Annotated in this window: 13 protein-coding genes; 7 read left to right on the top strand and 6 right to left on the bottom strand. The window is 72.3% G+C overall.

Annotated elements, in window-relative coordinates:
* Nucleotides 1-61 precede the first annotated feature (61 nt).
* The 3 genes from ACWGI6_RS26720 to ACWGI6_RS26710 form a co-directional block, all read right to left on the bottom strand.
* Nucleotides 62-1,021: a 3-oxoacyl-ACP reductase gene (locus ACWGI6_RS26720; protein WP_453269860.1), complete on the bottom strand. Its 960-nt coding sequence runs from the start codon at nucleotides 1,019-1,021 to the stop codon at nucleotides 62-64.
* 115 nt (nucleotides 1,022-1,136) lie between these two features.
* On the bottom strand, nucleotides 1,137-2,213 hold the full coding sequence (locus ACWGI6_RS26715) for a Zn-dependent alcohol dehydrogenase (protein ID WP_453269859.1): 1,077 nt from the start codon (nucleotides 2,211-2,213) through the stop codon (nucleotides 1,137-1,139).
* A gap of 61 nt (nucleotides 2,214-2,274) precedes the next feature.
* On the bottom strand, nucleotides 2,275-3,150 hold the full coding sequence (locus ACWGI6_RS26710; RefSeq protein ID WP_453269858.1) for a MaoC/PaaZ C-terminal domain-containing protein: 876 nt from the start codon (nucleotides 3,148-3,150) through the stop codon (nucleotides 2,275-2,277).
* A 522-nt stretch (nucleotides 3,151-3,672) separates the two neighbouring features.
* Here ACWGI6_RS26710 and ACWGI6_RS26705 point away from each other — a divergent pair.
* The 4 genes from ACWGI6_RS26705 to ACWGI6_RS26690 are packed head-to-tail and all read left to right on the top strand — an operon-like array spanning nucleotide 3,673 to nucleotide 7,450.
* Nucleotides 3,673-4,659 (top strand): ABC transporter ATP-binding protein, encoded by a 987-nt coding sequence (locus ACWGI6_RS26705; RefSeq protein ID WP_453269857.1) that lies wholly within the window; start codon nucleotides 3,673-3,675, stop codon nucleotides 4,657-4,659.
* Complete coding sequence (locus ACWGI6_RS26700; RefSeq protein WP_453269856.1) at nucleotides 4,659-5,387, top strand: ABC transporter permease; 729 nt, start codon at nucleotides 4,659-4,661, stop codon at nucleotides 5,385-5,387. Before ACWGI6_RS26705 ends, ACWGI6_RS26700 begins: the two co-directional genes overlap by 1 nt.
* A gap of 6 nt (nucleotides 5,388-5,393) precedes the next feature.
* Nucleotides 5,394-6,848, top strand: coding sequence for a sensor histidine kinase (locus ACWGI6_RS26695; RefSeq protein ID WP_453269855.1), 1,455 nt, complete (start codon nucleotides 5,394-5,396; stop codon nucleotides 6,846-6,848).
* Nucleotides 6,845-7,450 carry a response regulator gene (locus ACWGI6_RS26690; RefSeq protein ID WP_453269854.1) on the top strand — a complete coding sequence of 202 codons (606 nt, stop codon included), beginning with the start codon at nucleotides 6,845-6,847 and terminating at the stop codon, nucleotides 7,448-7,450. The genes ACWGI6_RS26695 and ACWGI6_RS26690 overlap by 4 nt, the downstream gene beginning before the upstream one ends.
* 34 nt (nucleotides 7,451-7,484) lie before the next feature.
* On the opposite strand, the gene ACWGI6_RS26685 is transcribed toward ACWGI6_RS26690, so the two are convergent.
* From ACWGI6_RS26685 to ACWGI6_RS26675, 3 genes are all read right to left on the bottom strand, one after another.
* On the bottom strand, nucleotides 7,485-8,930 hold the full coding sequence (locus tag ACWGI6_RS26685; RefSeq protein WP_453269853.1) for an MFS transporter: 1,446 nt from the start codon (nucleotides 8,928-8,930) through the stop codon (nucleotides 7,485-7,487).
* Nucleotides 8,931-9,402: 472 nt separating this feature from the next.
* A complete protein-coding gene (locus ACWGI6_RS26680) occupies nucleotides 9,403-10,599 on the bottom strand; it encodes a lipid-transfer protein (RefSeq protein ID WP_393908083.1) in 1,197 nt (398 codons plus the stop codon).
* Nucleotides 10,600-10,633: 34 nt separating this feature from the next.
* Nucleotides 10,634-12,820, bottom strand: coding sequence for an acyl-CoA dehydrogenase (locus ACWGI6_RS26675; RefSeq protein WP_453269852.1), 2,187 nt, complete (start codon nucleotides 12,818-12,820; stop codon nucleotides 10,634-10,636).
* Nucleotides 12,821-13,375: 555 nt separating this feature from the next.
* On the opposite strand from ACWGI6_RS26675, the gene ACWGI6_RS26670 reads away from it, so the two are divergent.
* From ACWGI6_RS26670 to ACWGI6_RS26660, 3 genes are all read left to right on the top strand, one after another.
* Nucleotides 13,376-14,035 carry a class I SAM-dependent methyltransferase gene (locus ACWGI6_RS26670; RefSeq protein WP_393908081.1) on the top strand — a complete coding sequence of 220 codons (660 nt, stop codon included), beginning with the start codon at nucleotides 13,376-13,378 and terminating at the stop codon, nucleotides 14,033-14,035.
* A gap of 19 nt (nucleotides 14,036-14,054) precedes the next feature.
* Entirely contained in the window at nucleotides 14,055-15,005 is a 951-nt protein-coding gene (locus ACWGI6_RS26665) for an N-acetylmuramoyl-L-alanine amidase (protein WP_453269851.1), read from the top strand.
* 200 nt (nucleotides 15,006-15,205) lie between these two features.
* On the top strand, nucleotides 15,206-16,075 hold the full coding sequence (locus tag ACWGI6_RS26660) for a DUF5336 domain-containing protein (protein ID WP_453269850.1): 870 nt from the start codon (nucleotides 15,206-15,208) through the stop codon (nucleotides 16,073-16,075).
* Nucleotides 16,076-16,083 lie beyond the last annotated feature (8 nt).

The following is a 16,083-nucleotide window of genomic DNA, read 5'->3' as shown; positions in this document are numbered from 1 at the left end:
ACCGCACCGCGTCTTCGCGGGCGGCGGCCACGGCCGTTGTGCGTGGTGCGCCCGGAGACCGTCAGCCGTGCTTGAGGCCCAGCACCTCGGCCGCCGCGAAGGTCTCGTCCGGCGGGCGCTGCGCGTAGTACGGCGTCAGCAGTTCGTCCAGCTCCTCGAAGCTGAAGAGATCCTTCGTGGTGTCGAACTTGGCCGCGATCCGCGGGCGTTCGGCGATGGCGACCATGCCGCCGTGCACGACCAGCAGCTGGCCGTTGACCCGGGCCGCGGCCGGCGAGGCGAGGTAGCCGACGAGCGGTGCGACATGTTCGGGCGCGAGCACATCGAGCCTGGCCTCCCCGGGCTCCTGGCCCCCCGGATGAGCGGGAAGGCCGGCGAAGACGTCCTCGGTCATACGGGTGCGGGCGCGCGGGCAGATCGCATTGGCGGTCACGCCGTATTTGCCCAGCGCCAGGGCCGTGGAGGTGGTCAGGCCGACGATGCCGCCCTTGGCCGCGGCGTAGTTGGGCTGGCCCGCCGAGCCCGCCAGGAACGCCTCGGAGGACGTGTTGATGATCCGGCCGTGGACCGGACCGCCGGCCGCCTTGGAGCGTTCGCGCCAGTGGACGGCGGCGAAGTGGGTGGTGTTGAAGTGGCCCTTGAGGTGGACGCGGATGACCGAGTCCCACTCGTCCTCGGTCATCGAGAACACCATGCGGTCGCGCAGGATGCCCGCGTTGTTGACCAGGATGTCGAGCCGTCCGTAGGTCTCGACGGCCAGTTGCACGAGTGCACGGGCCTGTCCGTGGTCGGCGACGTCACCGAGGTGGGCGACCGCCCGGCCGCCCGCCGCGCGGATCTCGGCGGCGACGTCCTCGGCGGGGGCCGCCGAGGCCTCGCCCGAGCCGTCGCGGCCCGGCTGCCCGTAGTCGTTGACCACGACGGATGCGCCGAGCCGGGCGAGTTCAAGGGCTTCGGCGCGGCCCAGGCCGCGCCCGGCACCGGTCACGATCGCGGTCAGGCCCTCCAGTGGCTGTGCCATTCCTGTCCTCTCCAGTCCAGTCGTCTCGGAGCGCGATGCGGTGCGGGTGGATGCGGTGAGGTGTATGCGGTGCAGTGCACCGCAGTGCACCGGTGCGCTCGGTGAACTGCGGCCGTCAGATCTCTATGCAGGTGCGCAGCGCGGTCCCGGAGCGCATCTGGTCGAGCGCGTCATTGATCTCGGCGAGCTGGACGCGGTGGGTGATCAGGCCTTCGAGGTCGATCCGGCCGGCCCGCCACAGGGCGATGGCCCGCTCGTAGGAGCGCAGGACGTCCGCGCCGCCGTACAGGGAAGGCAGGATCCGCTTCTCGTCGAAGAACAGCTCGAACATGTTGACCTGGAAGGTGTCGTCCATGGCGCCCGCGCCGACCACGCACAGGGTGCCGCCGCGCCGGGTCATCTCGTAGGCGGTACGGGCGGTGGCGGACTTGCCGACGACCTCGAAGACGTAGTCGAAGCCCTCCCCCGCGGTGATCCGGGCCTTGGCGTCGGCGAACTCCTCCGGGGCGACGGCTTCGGTCGCGCCGAAGCGCAGCGCGGCCTCCCGGCGGGCGGGTACCGGGTCCACGGCGATGATCTGGGCCGCGCCGCAGGCCTTCGCGCCCTGGATGACGGAGATGCCGACGCCGCCGCAGCCGATCACCGCGACCGAGGACGCGGCCTCCACCTTGGCCGTGTTGAGGGCCGCGCCGAGCCCGGTGGTGACTCCGCAGCCGATGAGCGCGGCAATCTCGTAGGGGACGTCGTCCGGGATCGGGACGGCGCAGTTGGCGGCGACCACGACCTCCTCGGTGAACGTGCCGGTGCCGGCAAAGCCGAAGACATCCCCGCCGGGGCGCCGGAAGTTGGGCGTGCCGGCGTTCATGAATCCGGCCAGACACAGATGGGTCTGGCCGCGCTTGCAGGACGGGCAGCTGCCGCAGGCGGGCAGCCAGCACATCAGGACGCGGTCGCCCTGGGCGAGCCCCGCGACGCCGTCGCCGACGTCGAGGATCTCCCCGGCGCCCTCGTGCCCGGGGACGAAGGGTGCGGGCTGCGGCAGTACCCCGTTCATCGCCGAGAGGTCGGAGTGGCACAGACCGGTCGCCCGGATCCGGATCCTGACCTTGCCGGGGCCGAAGCCCACCGCCTCGATGTCGTCGAGGACTTCGAGCTTGTCCTGTCCTGTCTCGTGCTGTACGGCTGCGCGCATGTTCACGGCTCCTCTCGTACGTACGGCTTTCCCGCCCCGTCCGGACCGGCCGGGACAGCCCTTAGCTGTGCTCCACCACGGTGTCCGCCAGCACCGGGGCCTCGTCCCGGTCGGCGGCCGTGACCGACACCTGGATCCGGCCCGGCTCCTGCCACAGACGGATCCGCAGCGTCTCCCCCGGGAAGACCACCCCGGCAAAGCGGGTCGTGTACGACCGCACGCGGGCCACATCGCCGCCGAGCAGCGTGTCGACGACGGCCTTGAGGGTGACCCCGTAGGTGCACAGCCCGTGCAGAATCGGCCGGTCGAACCCGGCGAGCTTGGCGAACTCGGGGTCGGCATGCAGCGGATTCCAGTCGCCGGAGAGGCGGTAGAGCAGCGCCTGGTCCTCGCGGATGTGGCGTTCGGTGCGCAGATCGGGGGCGCGGTCGGGGAGTTCGAGGCGGGCGGAGGGACCGCGGTCGCCGCCGAAGCCGCCCTCACCACGGACGAAGATCTGGGTGTCGCAGGTCCACAACGGACCCTCGTCGTCGGCTACTTCCGAGCGCAGCACGATGACGGCGGCCTTGCCCTTGTCGTACACGGCGGGCACGGACGAGGTCTGGGTGGCGCGGCCGCTCACCGGAAGGGCGCGGTGCACGGTGACGGTCTGGCCGCCGTGCAGGACCGCGGCGAGGTCGACGTCGACGCCCGGGGCGGAGAGTCCGCCGGCGAGCGCCATCCCGCCGCCCGCGACGGTGGCGAAGGCGGGCAGGACGTGCAGTGCGCTCTCCAGGGTGTAGCGCAGTTCGTCCGGGTCGGTGGCGGGGCGCGGTTTCTCCGGTGTGGCCGCGCCGGCCCCGATGCCGAGGTGGTAGAGCTGGACGTCCTTGTGGTCCCAGGCGAGTTCGGTGGTCCGCGGCTCGGCGGAGGTGGCCTTGGCGGCGTCGATGGGCATGGGGCTGTTTGCTCCTTCACCACGATGTGAAGACCCCGGCCCGGCCGTCCGCACCGTCGACCGTGCCGGGGTCGTATCTGGTCGGCGCGGCCGCGCTCCGACTGCGCACATGGCGCACTTCTAGAACGCGTTCTAGCCGATGGCTCTCATGTATAGCCGATCCGCCCGGCACCTGGAAGACCTCTGACACTTTGTCAGATACGGGTCCTGGCGGGGCTTCCGATGCAGGTCCCGACGGGGGTTCCGGTAGTGGGCCGGCGGGGTCCGGTGCGGGGTCGCGGCGGGTTCCGGTGCGGGGGCCGGCGGGTTCCGACGCGCGTTCCGATGGGGGTGCGACACGGGCGGGCGGCGTCGACGCCCTGACATACCTCACACCGGCTCATGACATACGTCCCGCAGCACCCTGACATACCTCGTGCCCACCCATGACATTTGTCAGGGCGGATCACACACATTCGCCACTGCCGCGGCTCGGCAACTCTCCGTAATGTCGTAGGCATCGGACGAGAGGCGGGGGTGGGCATGACGCGGACGGACAGGCGGGGCGGCGGCGCGGCGGACACGACAGGCGGCGCTGCGGCGGTGGCGTTCTCCGGGGTGACGCGGAGTTACGGCGCGGTGCGGGCCGTGGACGGGCTCCAGCTGGAGATCGCGGTGGGCGAGACGGTGGCTCTGCTCGGGCGCAACGGCGCGGGGAAGTCCACCACCCTCAACATGCTGCTGGGGCTGCTGCCGCCCAGTGCGGGGTCGGTGCAGCTGTTCGGAGACACCCCGGAGACGGCGGTGCGGGCGGGCAGGGTGGGCGCCATGCTGCAGGACGGCAAGGCCATTCCGCGGGTGACCGTCCGCGAACTGGTCACGTTCGTCGCCGCCACGTACCCCCACCCCATGGAGGTCACCGAGGCCCTGGAGCTGGCGGGACTGGGCGAGTTCGGCGGGCGGCGGGTGGACCGGCTGTCCGGTGGGCAGGCCCAGCGGGTCCGCTTCGCGGTGGCGCTGGCCGGCAACCCCGCGCTGCTGGTGCTCGACGAGCCGACCGCGGCGCTGGACGTCGAGGCGCGCCGCGCCTTCTGGCGCTCGATGCGGGCCTATGCCCGCCGTGGCAACACCCTCGTGTTCTCCACCCACTATCTGGAGGAGGCGGATGAGCACGCCGACCGGATCGTGGTGATAGACGGCGGCCGGGTGGTCGCCGACGGCAGCGGCGAGGCGATCAAGCGGCGGGCGGGCGGCTCGCTGGTCTCCTTCGACCTCGCGGGCGCGGCGACCGAGCCGCTGCCCGGGCTGCCCGGTGTGAGCGCCGTGGAGGTCCGCGGCGACCGCGCGCTGCTGCGCACGACGGACTCCGACGCGACGGTCGTGGCACTGGCCGGACTCGGACTCGTCCGCGCCCTGCAGGTCACCCCCGCCAGCCTGGAGGACGCCTTCCTCACGCTCACCTCCGGCAACACCGCCCCCCGCACCCCGGCGTATGCCGCCTCCACCCGGTCAGCGAAGGAGCTCGCGTGATGCTCGACTACATCCGCCTCGAAGTGCGCCGCACCCTGCGCGACCGGGGCTTTGTCATCTTCGGTATCGGGATGCCGGTGCTGATGTATGTGCTGATGACCAACATCGGCGCGGGCCCCGGCGGCGCCGGCATGGAGTGGAAGACCGCGTCCATGGTCGGAATGGCCGCGTACGGCGCGCTGGGCGCGGCGATCGGCACGGGCACGGGCGTCGCCGAGGACAAACAGCTCGGCTGGCTGCGGCAGCTGCGCATCACCCCGCTGAGCCCGATACGGGTGGTCGTGGGCCGTGGGCTGACCGGCTCGGTGACGGTATTGCCGGCCATCGTCTCCGTGCTGCTGGTGGGCGCGCTGGTCAACGACGTCCGGATGCCGGCCTGGCAGTGGGCCGCGCTGGCCGGGCTGCTGTGGATCGGCACCGCGCCCTTCACCCTGCTCGGCCTCGGCAACGGCTACCGCCTCTCCGCGCAGTCCACCGGCGTGGTCAACACGGGCTGCATGCTGCTGCTGTCGATCATCGGCGGCCTGTGGTTCCCGGCCGAGCTGTTCCCCGGCTGGCTGCGCTCACTGTCCGCCTGGACCCCCGGCAACCGCTTCGCCGAGCTCGGTCAGAGCGTCACACAGGGCGGCGCACCGGGCCTGGGCACGGTAGCGGTGCTGGCCGCCTGGCTGGCACTCTTCGGCGGTTACGCGGTGTACGCGTACCGTCGAGCCGCACGAACGGTGTGATCGGCGATGGTGCAGACCGGGGAAGAGAACGTGCAGCACACGAAGCAGCAGGCCGCCGGCGAGGAAGCACCCGGCGGCGCCGAGGGCGCCGACGGCAGCGTGTGCCGGCCGAAGTGGCCGGGCAGGAAGTCGGACCGCGGTCCGGGCAAGTACGCCTTCCTGCCCTGGCTGCTGATGGGTCTGGGTGCCTTCTCCAACATCATCCAGGGCAGGACGGGCAACCCCTGGCTGGCCGGTCTCGGCCTGCTCGCCTTCAACTCCGTCTACATCACCGTCGTCTGGTCGTCGTTCAACCCGCGGCTGCGGGACTCCCGCCACCCGCTGTACGCACTGGGTCTGCTGACCGCCATCACCTTCGCCATCGCCCTCGGGTTCGGCGGCAACTGGTTCCTGTTCTTCCCGCTGCTGTCCCTGGCCTCCGGCACGGTGCGTGCCCTGCGCGGCAAGAAGCTCGCCCTCTGGCTGATCACGCTCAGCGGCCTGGCCGGGTATCTGACCGGCGGGCAGGGTGACCGCCCATGGGGCTCATTCGGCATCGGATATGGCACGTTCCTGTCCGGCATGGTGACCGCCACGGTCCTGAACCTGTTCGACACCATCCAGGAGCTGAACACCACCCGCCAGGAACTGGCCCGCAGCGCCGTCGAGAAGGAGCGGCTGCGCTTCTCCCGCGATCTGCACGACCTGCTGGGGCACACCCTGTCCGTGGTGGTGGTCAAGGCCGAGGCGGTCCGCCGGCTGGCCCCGCGCAATCTGGATGCGGCCCTCGCCCAGGCCGCCGATATCGAGGCGGTCGGCCGGCAGGCGCTGACCGAGATCCGGGAGGCGGTCACCGGCTATCGCGAGGGCAGCCTGACCACCGAGCTGGACCGGGCCCGTTCGGTGCTGGAGGCGGCCGGCATCGAGCCCGTCGTACGACAGGCGGGGCCGCCGCTGCCCCCACAGGCCGGCGCGCTGCTGGGCTGGGTGGTCCGCGAGGGCGTCACCAACACCGTCCGGCACAGCGGCGCCACCCGCTGCGAGATCGGCGTACACGCCGACGAGGAGCGGGTACGGCTGACGATCACGGACGACGGCCGCGGTCCCGTGAGCTCCGGCGCTGCCGCGGCACCGGGCCTGACCTGGCTTCGTGACCACATACCGGGCGGACGCGAAGGTGACCCCGCCGGCGGCCCGGCGAGGGACGGCGTGCACGGTACGGACGAGGCGAACGGTACGGAGGGCCCCAGCGGCCCCGACCGTACGCGGGGCGCCGACGCCGCCGATGCCGTGGACGCTTCGGCGCTGCCCGGAAGTTCGGGACCCGTGGGCGGCACCGGGCTGAAGGGGCTGGCCGAGCGCCTGGCCGCGGCGGGCGGCACACTGCACAGCGGACCGGACGGCCGGCGCGGCTTCCGTGTCACGGCCGAGCTGCCGGTCGGCGCGGGCGATATGGCGGACGTGGAGGAGATGACCAGGTGATCAAGGTCCTGCTGGCGGAGGATCAGGGAATGATGCGGGGCGCGCTGGCGCTGCTGCTCGACCTGGAAGCGGACATGCAGGTCGTGGCCCAGGTCGCGGCGGGCGACCGGGTCGTCGCCGCCGCCCTGGACGCCCGCCCCGACATCGCCCTTCTGGACATCGAACTCCCCGGCCGCAGCGGCCTGGACGCCGCGGCCGATCTGCGCACCCAGCTGCCGTCCTGCAAGGTGCTGATAGTGACGACGTTCGGCCGCCCCGGCTATCTGCGCCGCGCGATGGAGGCCGGGGCGTCCGGTTTCCTGGTGAAGGACGGCCCGGTGGAGGACCTGGCGGCGGCGATCCGCCGGGTGCTCGCCGGCGAACGGGTCATCGACCCCGGCCTCGCCGCGGCGGCACTGAGCGCCGGACCCAACCCCCTGACCCAGCGCGAGCGCGATGTCCTCACCGCCGCCGTGGACGGCGCCACGGTCGCCGATATCGCCGGCAAGCTCCACCTCTCCCAGGCCACCGTCCGCAACTACCTCTCCGCAGCCATCGGCAAGACCGGTACCCGCAACCGCATGGAGGCGGTGCGGGCGGCGCGGCAGAACGGCTGGTTGTAGCGGGGGAAACGGGCCGGCGTGGCCCGCTGCGGGCTCAGCCGTGCGCGACGTCCGCCCGTCGCCGTGGCAGCGCGAGGACCATCAGCGCGATGCTGCCCAGCAGGATCACCGAGCCGACCTGGAAGGCCAGACCGTAACCGTCCGCCAGGGCCTTCAGCCCGTGGCCTGCCTCGATACGGGACGCGGCGATGGTCGACAGCACCGACAGGCCCAGCGCGCCGCCCATTTGACGGGAGGTGTTGATCAGGCCGGAGACCAGCCCCTGGTCGGCGGGGTCGGCACCGGAGGTGGCGATCGCCGCGATCGGCGTCGCGGTCAGGCCCGCGCCCAGCGCCATCAGGATGCCGGGCCCGAGGATCGTGCCGAGGTAGGTGCCGTTGACATCCATCGCGCCCTGCCACGCCATACCGGACGCGGAGATCACCGCACCGGTGACCGCCAGGGACTTGGCGCCCAGGCGGTTCATCAGCCGCGGTGCGATCTTTGAGCCGAGGACGATGGAGAGCGAGTGCGGGATGAAGGAGAGCCCGGCCTCAAGGGGCCGGTAGCCCAGCACGTTCTGCGCATACAAGGACAGGAAGTACCACATGGAGAACATCGCGGCACCCGCCAGCACCATCGCCCCGTTCGCCGAGTAGACCGAGCGCAGCCGGAAGAGACCCAGCGGCACCAGCGGAGCCTTGGCGCGCGCCTCGACGGCGAGGAAGGCCGCGATCACGACCAGCCCGGCGGCCAGCGGAAACAGCGCGGAGACCGACGTCCAGCCGTCCGTCTCGGTCTGCACGATCCCGTACGCCACCAGCGCGAGCCCGGCGGTCACCAGCAGCGCCCCGGGCACATCGAGCCGCCGCCCGGCGCCCTGCCGGCTCTCGGTGAGCCAGAGCACCGCGCCGGCCAGCACCAGCGCCCCGACCGGGACATTGATCAGCAACACCCAGCGCCATGACAGATATTCGGTGAGCACCCCACCGACCAGACCGCCCACCGCGCCACCGCCGGCGCCGACCGCCGTCCAGGTCGCGATGGCGCGGGTACGGGCCGGGCCGACCGGAAACGACGTGGTCAGGATCGTGAGGGTGGCCGGCGAGAGCACAGCGGCGCCGACGCCCTGGATCGTCCGGGCCACAATCAGCTGCCACGGCTGCTGGGCCAGCCCGCCGCCCAGGCTCGCCAGGGTGAACAGCGCCAGCCCGAGAACGAAGATCCGCTTACGGCCGAAGATGTCGGCGGCCCGGCCGCCGAGCAGCATGAAGCCGGCGAACGTCATGACGTAAGCGTTGACGATCCACTGCAGGCCCAGCTCGCTCAGGCCCAGGCCGGTCCGTATGGCGGGCATCGCCACATTCACGACGGAGACGTCCAGGACGACCAGGAACTGCCCGGCGCACACCAGCAGCATCACCAGCCAGGCCGGTGCGGCCGTCCGTCGCGTGGTTTCGGGCAAGGTGGCCGGGGCGGCTATCGGCGGCATGCCGCCCATGCTCGCATTCGCCGCTTGAATCCCGCATCGGTATATCGGTGCACGGGCCACCTGTCCGGAGACCTAGGTCGTAAGACGGAGCGGGGTGGGGTGGGAGTGGGGGCGAGCCGTAGGGGGTGGGGGTGGCGGGCCCGTAGGGGGCGACGAGGCCCCCAGCAGACCAACTACCCACAAAAGTAGCTTGGTTACCGCGCCTGCCATGGCCCCGGGTACCGCAACGGGCGACGACCGGTAGCGCATCGGGCAATGGCCGGGATACCGCATCGGGCGACGGCCGGTAGCGCAACGGGCAATGGCCGGGATACCGCCGGCCAGGGCTCGGAGACCGCCCGGCGCCCACCCGGACACCGCCCCTGCCAGGCCTCGGAGACCGCCCCGCACCCACTCGGACCCCGCCCCGGCCCGAACGCCCTGCGCAGTGGGGTCGGCCCCCGTCGCCGCGGTCCTCCCGCCCTCCCCCGGCCCTGCGGTGTCACCCCCTGCGCAGCAGCGTCACCACCGCGGCCCCGCCGAGGCCGATGTTGTGTGCCAGGCCCACCCGGGCGCCGGGGACCTGTCGTTCGCCCGCCGTGCCGCGGAGCTGCCAGACCAGCTCGGCGGTCTGCGCCAGCCCCGTCGCGCCCAGCGGATGCCCCTTGGAGATCAGCCCGCCGGACGGGTTGACCACCCAGCGGCCCCCGTAGGTCGTGGCGCCGTCGGCGACCAGCTTCCCCGACTCCCCGTCCGCGCACATGCCCAACGCCTCGTACGTCAGCAGCTCATTGACCGAGAAGCAGTCGTGCAGCTCGATGACGTCGACGTCCTCGATGCCCAGGCCACTGGCCGCGAACACCTGGCGGGCCGCGGCCCGTGTCATGGGCTTGCCGACGGCATCGATGCAGGAGCCGGAGGAAAAGCTCTCCTCGGTGTCGGTCGTCATGGCCTGGGCGGCGATCTCCACCGCCCGGTCGGCCAGGCCGTGTTCGCGGACGAACCGTTCGGAGGCGACCACGGCCGCGGCCGCGCCGTCGGAGGTCGGAGAGCACTGCAGCTTGGTCAGCGGCCGGTGGATCGTCTTGGCGGCCAGGATCTCCTCGACCGTGTAGACGTCCTGGAACTGGGCGTTGGGGTTGTGGGCGGAGTGGCGGTGGTTCTTGGCGCCGACCGCGGCGAGCTGTTCGGCGGTGGTGCCGTGGCGCTCCATGTGTTCGCGGGCCGCGTTGCCGAAGATCTGGGCGGTGGGCGGGGTCATCTCGAAGCCGTGGGCGGCGGCCATCACCCCGTAGTGGCGGGCCACCGGGGAGGTCTGGAAATCTCCGCTGTCCGCTCCCCCGCCCAGTGCGCCCCGCTTCATCTTCTCGAAGCCGAGCGCCAGGACACAGTCGTTGATCCCGGCCTCGACGAACTGGCGCGCCATCATCAGCGCGGTCGAGGCGGTCGCACAGTTGTTGTTGACGTTGTAGACGGGGATGCCGGTCAGACCCAGTTCGTACGCGGCGCGCTGGCCGGCCGTCGAGGCCTGGTAGCAGAAACCGACCGGCAGCTGCTCGACGGCCTCGTAGCCGATCCCGGCGTCCGCGAGCGCCTTGCCGCCCGCCTCCTTCGCCATGTCCCAGTACTGCCACTCGCGGGTCTCGGGCTTCTCGAACTTCGTCATCCCGACGCCGACGAGGTACGCCTTGCCAGCCATGCATGTCCTCCTGGAAGTGGCCGGATCAGGGGAGTCAGATCAGGGGGCGGGGCTCCGGGTCCCGGGGCAGGCCGAGCAGCCGCTCCGCGACGACGTTCAGCTGCACCTGGGTGGTGCCGCCGGCGATGGTCAGACAGCGCGACATCAAGAAGCCGTGCAGCGCCCGTTCGCCGGCCCCTTCGCGCACCGCGCCGTCCGGGCCGAGCAGCTCCAGCGCCAGCTCGGCGACCTTCTGCTGGTGCGGGGTCTGCACCAGCTTGCGGATGCTGGCGCCGGCCCCCGGTTCCAGGCCCGACACCTGCTGGAGCGTGGTGCGCAGCCCGATGCAGCCCAGGGCGTGTGCCTCGGCGGCCAGCGCGCCCACCCTCGCGCGCACCGACCCGTCCCGTTCCGCGGCGCGGTCGATGAGCGCCTCCAGACCGGTGTCGAAGGTCAACTGGTCGGCCATGTGGACGCGTTCGTTGTCCAGGGTGGTGCGGGCGACCTTCCAGCCGTCGTCGATCTCGCCGACCACCGCGTCGGCCGGCAGCAGCACGTCGTCGAAGTAGACCTCGTTGAAGAGGGCGTCGCCGGTGATCTCCTTCAGCGGGCGGATGTCGATGCCGGGGGTCTTCATGTCGACGACGAAGAAGGTCAGGCCCTTGTGCTTGGGCGCCTGCGGATCGGTGCGGGCGAGCAGGATGCCGTGGCTCGACCACTGTGCCGCCGAGGTCCACACCTTCTGCCCGTTGATCCGCCAGCCGCCGCCGTCCACCCGCTCGGCACGGGTCCGCAGGGAGGCCAGGTCCGAGCCGGCCTCGGGTTCGGAGAACAGTTGGCACCACAGCAGATCGCCGCGCAGCGACGGCAGCAGATAGCGCTCCTGCTGTTCCCGGGTGCCGTATGCGATCAGCGAGGGGACCACCCAGGTGGCGATGCCCAGATCGCTGATACCGACCCCGGCGGCGGCCAATTCCTGCTGGATCGCGAGCTGCTGTACGGGGCCGGCGCCCAGTCCGTAGGGCGTGGGGAGGTGCGGCGCGGCATAGCCGGCGGGGGCGAGTGCGCGCCGTGCGGCCGCGGGGTCCAGGCCGCGTACCCCGTCGATGACCGTGCGGGCCGCGGCGCGGTGCTCCGCCGCCTCGGCGGGGAGTTCCAGGCGCAGCGCGCGCCGGGCGCCGTCGGCTCCGTATCGGGCGGCGCGCAGCCGGTGGGTGTCACCGCTGCCGAGCAACTGACGGGCCACGGTCGCCCGCCGCAGATGGAGATGGGCGTCGTGTTCCCAGGTGAAGCCGATGCCGCCGAGGACCTGGATGCAGTCCTTGGCGCAGCTGACGGCGGCGTCCAGGGCGGTCGCGGTGGCCAGCGCCGCGACCAGGGCGCGGACCTCGGCCGGCTCGTGCAGCGCGCGGGCCGCGTCCCAGACCAGGGCGCGGGCCTGCTCGCAGCGTACGAGCATGTCGGCGCAGAGGTGTTTGACCGCCTGGAACTGGCCGATCGGACGGCCGAACTGCTCGCGTACCTTCGCGTGTTCCGCGGCGGTGTGCAGCGACCATGCGGCCGTCCCGCAGCTCTCGGCGGCGAACAGTACGCCGGCGGTATCGCGGACGAGGTCGCTGTCGACGGCCAGCAGCCGCTCGCCGGGTACCGGCACACCGTCCGCGCTCACCTGCGCGGTCGGCCGGGTCGGATCGGCGCTCTCCTGGACGCGTACGGACAGCGTCCCGGCGTCGACGGCGAGCCAGACGGTGTCCGTGGAGGTCTGTGCGGCGAGCACGATCAGATCCGCGTCGGCGCCGGCCAGGACCGGGGGCGCGGTGCCGTCCAGGACGTAGCCGTCGGCGTGGGTTGTGGCGGTGAGGGTGCCGGGGCCGAGGGCGACGGCGGCGATGCGCTCCCCGTTGGCCAGGGCCCTGACGAGGGGCCGTTGGGCGCCGCCGCGGTGCAGCAGTTCGGCGGCGAGGGTGGTGGGCAGGTACGGGCCGGGGAGCGCGGCGCGGCCCAGCTCCTCCAGCACGACGGCGAGGTCGAGCAGTGCGCCGCCACCGCCGCCGTCGGCCTCGGGGAGGTGGAGCCCGAGCAGTCCCTGCGCGGCGAGCTGGTCCCAGTACGGGGGCCGCCCCTGGTGCCCGTGCGCGGTGTCGAGCAGCTTGCGCACCTCTTCGGGCGGCACGGCCCGGGCGGCCCAGCCCCTCGCCGCCTCGGCCAGGTCACGGTGTTCCGGTGTGATTCCGATGCCCATACGGGGCAGACTAGAACACGTTTCATTCTGACGGAAGGTCAGAACGGGGTGCGGCAGGGCCCGGCGTTCCGGGATGCGGGGCATGGGGAGCCGCCCGGAGCTCACGCCCGGGGACCCGGCACGCGTACGCACAGGCCCCGGAGAGCGCCCCTCCCCTCCGCCGCCCTTCCCCGCCCCGCGGCGGCAGTCCGCCCCGGCCCGGGGCCCGTCCGGGATTCCCCGGGGAACGGTTCGGCTGCGTACGGGAAACGGTCCGGTGAATTCCGGTATGAGTCGCCGCACGACGTCGCGAGTCGCCATTCCCTCCCGGCGGGCTCCCCGTACGCGAATTCGCCACTTTCGGGCATCAGGGAAACGGCCGACGATAAAACGCCGGGAACAGACAGGAAACCGGCGGGAACCCGGCGGGAACCGACAGGAACAGCCAGGTTCCCGACGCACGGAAAGAGGAACCCCGTTCCGATATCCGAATGCCCGGAAGGGGAGACCCGCACATCACCCGCCCCGCCCCGTACGGCACGATGAGCCCCTGACCGCACCACCAGGAGGAAGCCCATGTCCGCTCCCACGGCTCCGACCGCCCCGCAGCCGGAGATCCTCGCCGCGTTCGAGGCGGCGAAGGGCTTCATGCCCGTGGACGAGGGCCTCGCGCTGTACGCGGCGGCGGCAACGGCGGCGACGCTCGGGCTGCCGCTGGTGGAGGTCGGCACATACTGCGGCCGGTCCACGATCCTGCTCGCGGACGCCGCCCGCGCCGCCGGGGTCATGGCCGTCACCGTCGACCACCACCGGGGCAGCGAGGAGCAGCAGCCCGGGTGGGAGTACCACGATCCGACCGTCGTCGACCCCGAGGTCGGCCGGATGGACACCCTGCCCGCCTTCCGCCGCACCCTGCACGCCGCGGGCCTGGAGGAGCAGGTCATCGCCCTGGTGGGCCGCTCACCGCAGGTCGCGGCCGTCTGGCAGGCGCCGGTCGGCCTGGTCTTCATCGACGGCGGGCACACCGACGAGCACGCCACCGCCGACTACGAGGGCTGGGCGCCGCATCTCGCACCCGACGGGCTGCTGGTCATCCACGACGTCTTCGCGGACCCCGCGGACGGCGGCCAGGCCCCGTACCGCATCTACCGCAGGGCCCTGGAGTCCGGCGCCTTCACCGAGATCTCGGCCCACCGGTCGCTGCACGTCCTGCGGCGCACCGGGGCCGGCATCTGAGCGGGCTACGATCGCCGACGTGTCGAACGGCAGCACTTTCCCTCCGCACCGCCGCCTGCGCGGCATCCTCCTCGTCGTAGTGGCCGCCGTGGTGGTCGTCGGCCTGGGGGGCTGGCTGGTCTGGCGGTCGTCGGGCGCCGGCGGCGAGCCACCACGGGCCGGGCAGCCCGCACCCGGCCGGTCGCCGGGGCACGGGGCCGACGGCGCGGCCGCAGACGGCGGCGCCGGCCACGGCCCGGGCGGCAAGGACAGCGGCCAGGGCTCCGGCGGGGACCCCGGCAAGGGCACTCCGCACGGCAGCCTCAAGGGCAAGATCGTGGTGATCGACCCCGGCCACAATCCGCACAACCGCGATCACGGTCAGGAGATCGCCCGCCAGGTGGACATCGGCAACGCGCACAAGGAGTGCGATACCACCGGCACCTCCACCAACGACGGTTACGCCGAGGCGTCCTTCACCCTCGACGTCGCCCGCCGCACCCGCACCCTCCTCCAGGACGCGGGCGCCAAGGTCGTGTTCACCCAGGACGGCGACCGCAAGTACGGGCCGTGTGTGGACGAGCGCGCAGCCATCGGGAACAAGGCGCACGCCGATGCCGCGCTCTCCCTCCACGCCGACGGCTCGGGCGCCGGCAACCGCGGCTTCCACGTCATCCTCCCCGCGCGCGTCACGGCCGGCCCGGCCGACACCGCCGCGATCGTGGGGCCCTCGCGGCAGCTGGGCGAACGGCTGGCCGGCCGGTTCCTCGCGGTCACCGGAAGCGCACCGTCCAATTACATCGGCCACGGCACCGGACTCGACGTACGCTCCGATCTCGGCGGCCTCAACCTGTCCACGGTGCCGAAGGTGTTCATCGAGTGCGGCAATATGCGCGACCCGAAGGACGCCGCGCAATTGACCGACGCCAAGTGGCGGCAAAAAGCGGCCCGCGGGATCACCGAGGGCATTACGGACTTCTTGACGCACTGACCGGACCATCGGGCCACGGCCCGAAACCCGCCCGATACCGGCTCCGATACGTCGCGCCGATAGCGCGGGGAAACGAACAGGACGGCCCACAGGATTCGGCGATAGGTTCCCCTTTACGATGGGTGGCCACCGCCGTGCCTCGCACTGCGCGCACCGCGACAGCGACGACCGGACCCACGAAACCGACAAAGGACCCTTACGTGAACATCCGCTCCCTCACTCGAGGCGACGGCGTGGTGATCGGAGCAGCGGTGTTGCTGTTCATCGCCTCGTTCCTCGATCTCACCGGCGGCCCGGACTGCTCCGGCCAGCTCGCCAAGTTCTGCGATGCCCAGGACTACTCCGGCATCAATGCCTGGAGTGCGCTGAACACCCTCATGAGCGTGTACCTGGCCGGGGTGATCGGCGCGGCAATCATCATCGTCAGCCGTACGCTGCCGCAGTCGCAGCCGCGCAAGGTCGCCGGTCTCGACCTCGCCCAGTTCGGCGTCGCCCTCACCGTCTTTGCGGCCTGGACGGCGTTCTGGACCATCCTCTCCGCCGCCAGCGCCGGCGCAGGCCTGATCATCGGCCTGATCGCCGCCCTGATCCTGGCCGGTGGCGCCGTCGCCGCACCGCTCGTCCCGGCGCTCAAGGTCGCCCTGGTCGGCGCCCCGAAGCCGCAGGCCGCCCCCTACGGGGCGGGCCCCAACCCGGGTTACGGCTACCCCGGCGCCCAGCAGCAGGCGGGCCACGGCTACGGCTACCCGGGCGGCCAGCAGCAGCCCCAGCCCGGCCAGGCCTACGGCCAGCAGGCACCGGCCGACGCCACGGCCGGCGCCCAGGCAGGAGTCGCCCCCGCGGGCGCGACCCCCGCAGCCGGGTCCCCCACGGACTTCGCCCCGTTCTGGTTCGCGGTGCCCGTCGCGCGACCGCTGTACGGCGAGGACGGCTCGCCGTCGCCGATCGCCGAACTGGCCCCCGGCACCTGGTACCTCGCGGTGGAGCAGCGCGGCCAGGCCCTGATCGCACAGACCCAGGACGGCCGCCGTGGCGTCCTGCAGGACACCACCGGTATCCAGCGCGGCTGACACCGGAC

The organism is Streptomyces sp. NPDC054786, assembly GCF_053611685.1.
The sequence above is the reverse complement of the archived record's forward strand: the minus strand, read 5'-3'. Positions and strand labels throughout refer to the sequence as shown.

Bases quoted from the DNA above. Each gene is read 5' to 3' on its own strand.
- ACWGI6_RS26680 (WP_393908083.1), bottom strand. From the start codon at position 10,599: ATGGCTGGCAAGGCGTACCTCGTCGGCGTCGGGATGACGAAGTTCGAG.
- ACWGI6_RS26705 (WP_453269857.1), top strand. From the start codon at position 3,673: ATGACGCGGACGGACAGGCGGGGCGGCGGCGCGGCGGACACGACAGGC.
- ACWGI6_RS26685 (WP_453269853.1), bottom strand. From the start codon at position 8,930: ATGGGCGGCATGCCGCCGATAGCCGCCCCGGCCACCTTGCCCGAAACC.
- ACWGI6_RS26710 (WP_453269858.1), bottom strand. From the start codon at position 3,150: ATGCCCATCGACGCCGCCAAGGCCACCTCCGCCGAGCCGCGGACCACC.
- ACWGI6_RS26675 (WP_453269852.1), bottom strand. From the start codon at position 12,820: ATGGGCATCGGAATCACACCGGAACACCGTGACCTGGCCGAGGCGGCG.
- ACWGI6_RS26695 (WP_453269855.1), top strand. From the start codon at position 5,394: ATGGTGCAGACCGGGGAAGAGAACGTGCAGCACACGAAGCAGCAGGCC.
- ACWGI6_RS26700 (WP_453269856.1), top strand. From the start codon at position 4,659: ATGCTCGACTACATCCGCCTCGAAGTGCGCCGCACCCTGCGCGACCGG.
- ACWGI6_RS26715 (WP_453269859.1), bottom strand. From the start codon at position 2,213: ATGCGCGCAGCCGTACAGCACGAGACAGGACAGGACAAGCTCGAAGTC.
- ACWGI6_RS26670 (WP_393908081.1), top strand. From the start codon at position 13,376: ATGTCCGCTCCCACGGCTCCGACCGCCCCGCAGCCGGAGATCCTCGCC.
- ACWGI6_RS26720 (WP_453269860.1), bottom strand. From the start codon at position 1,021: ATGGCACAGCCACTGGAGGGCCTGACCGCGATCGTGACCGGTGCCGGG.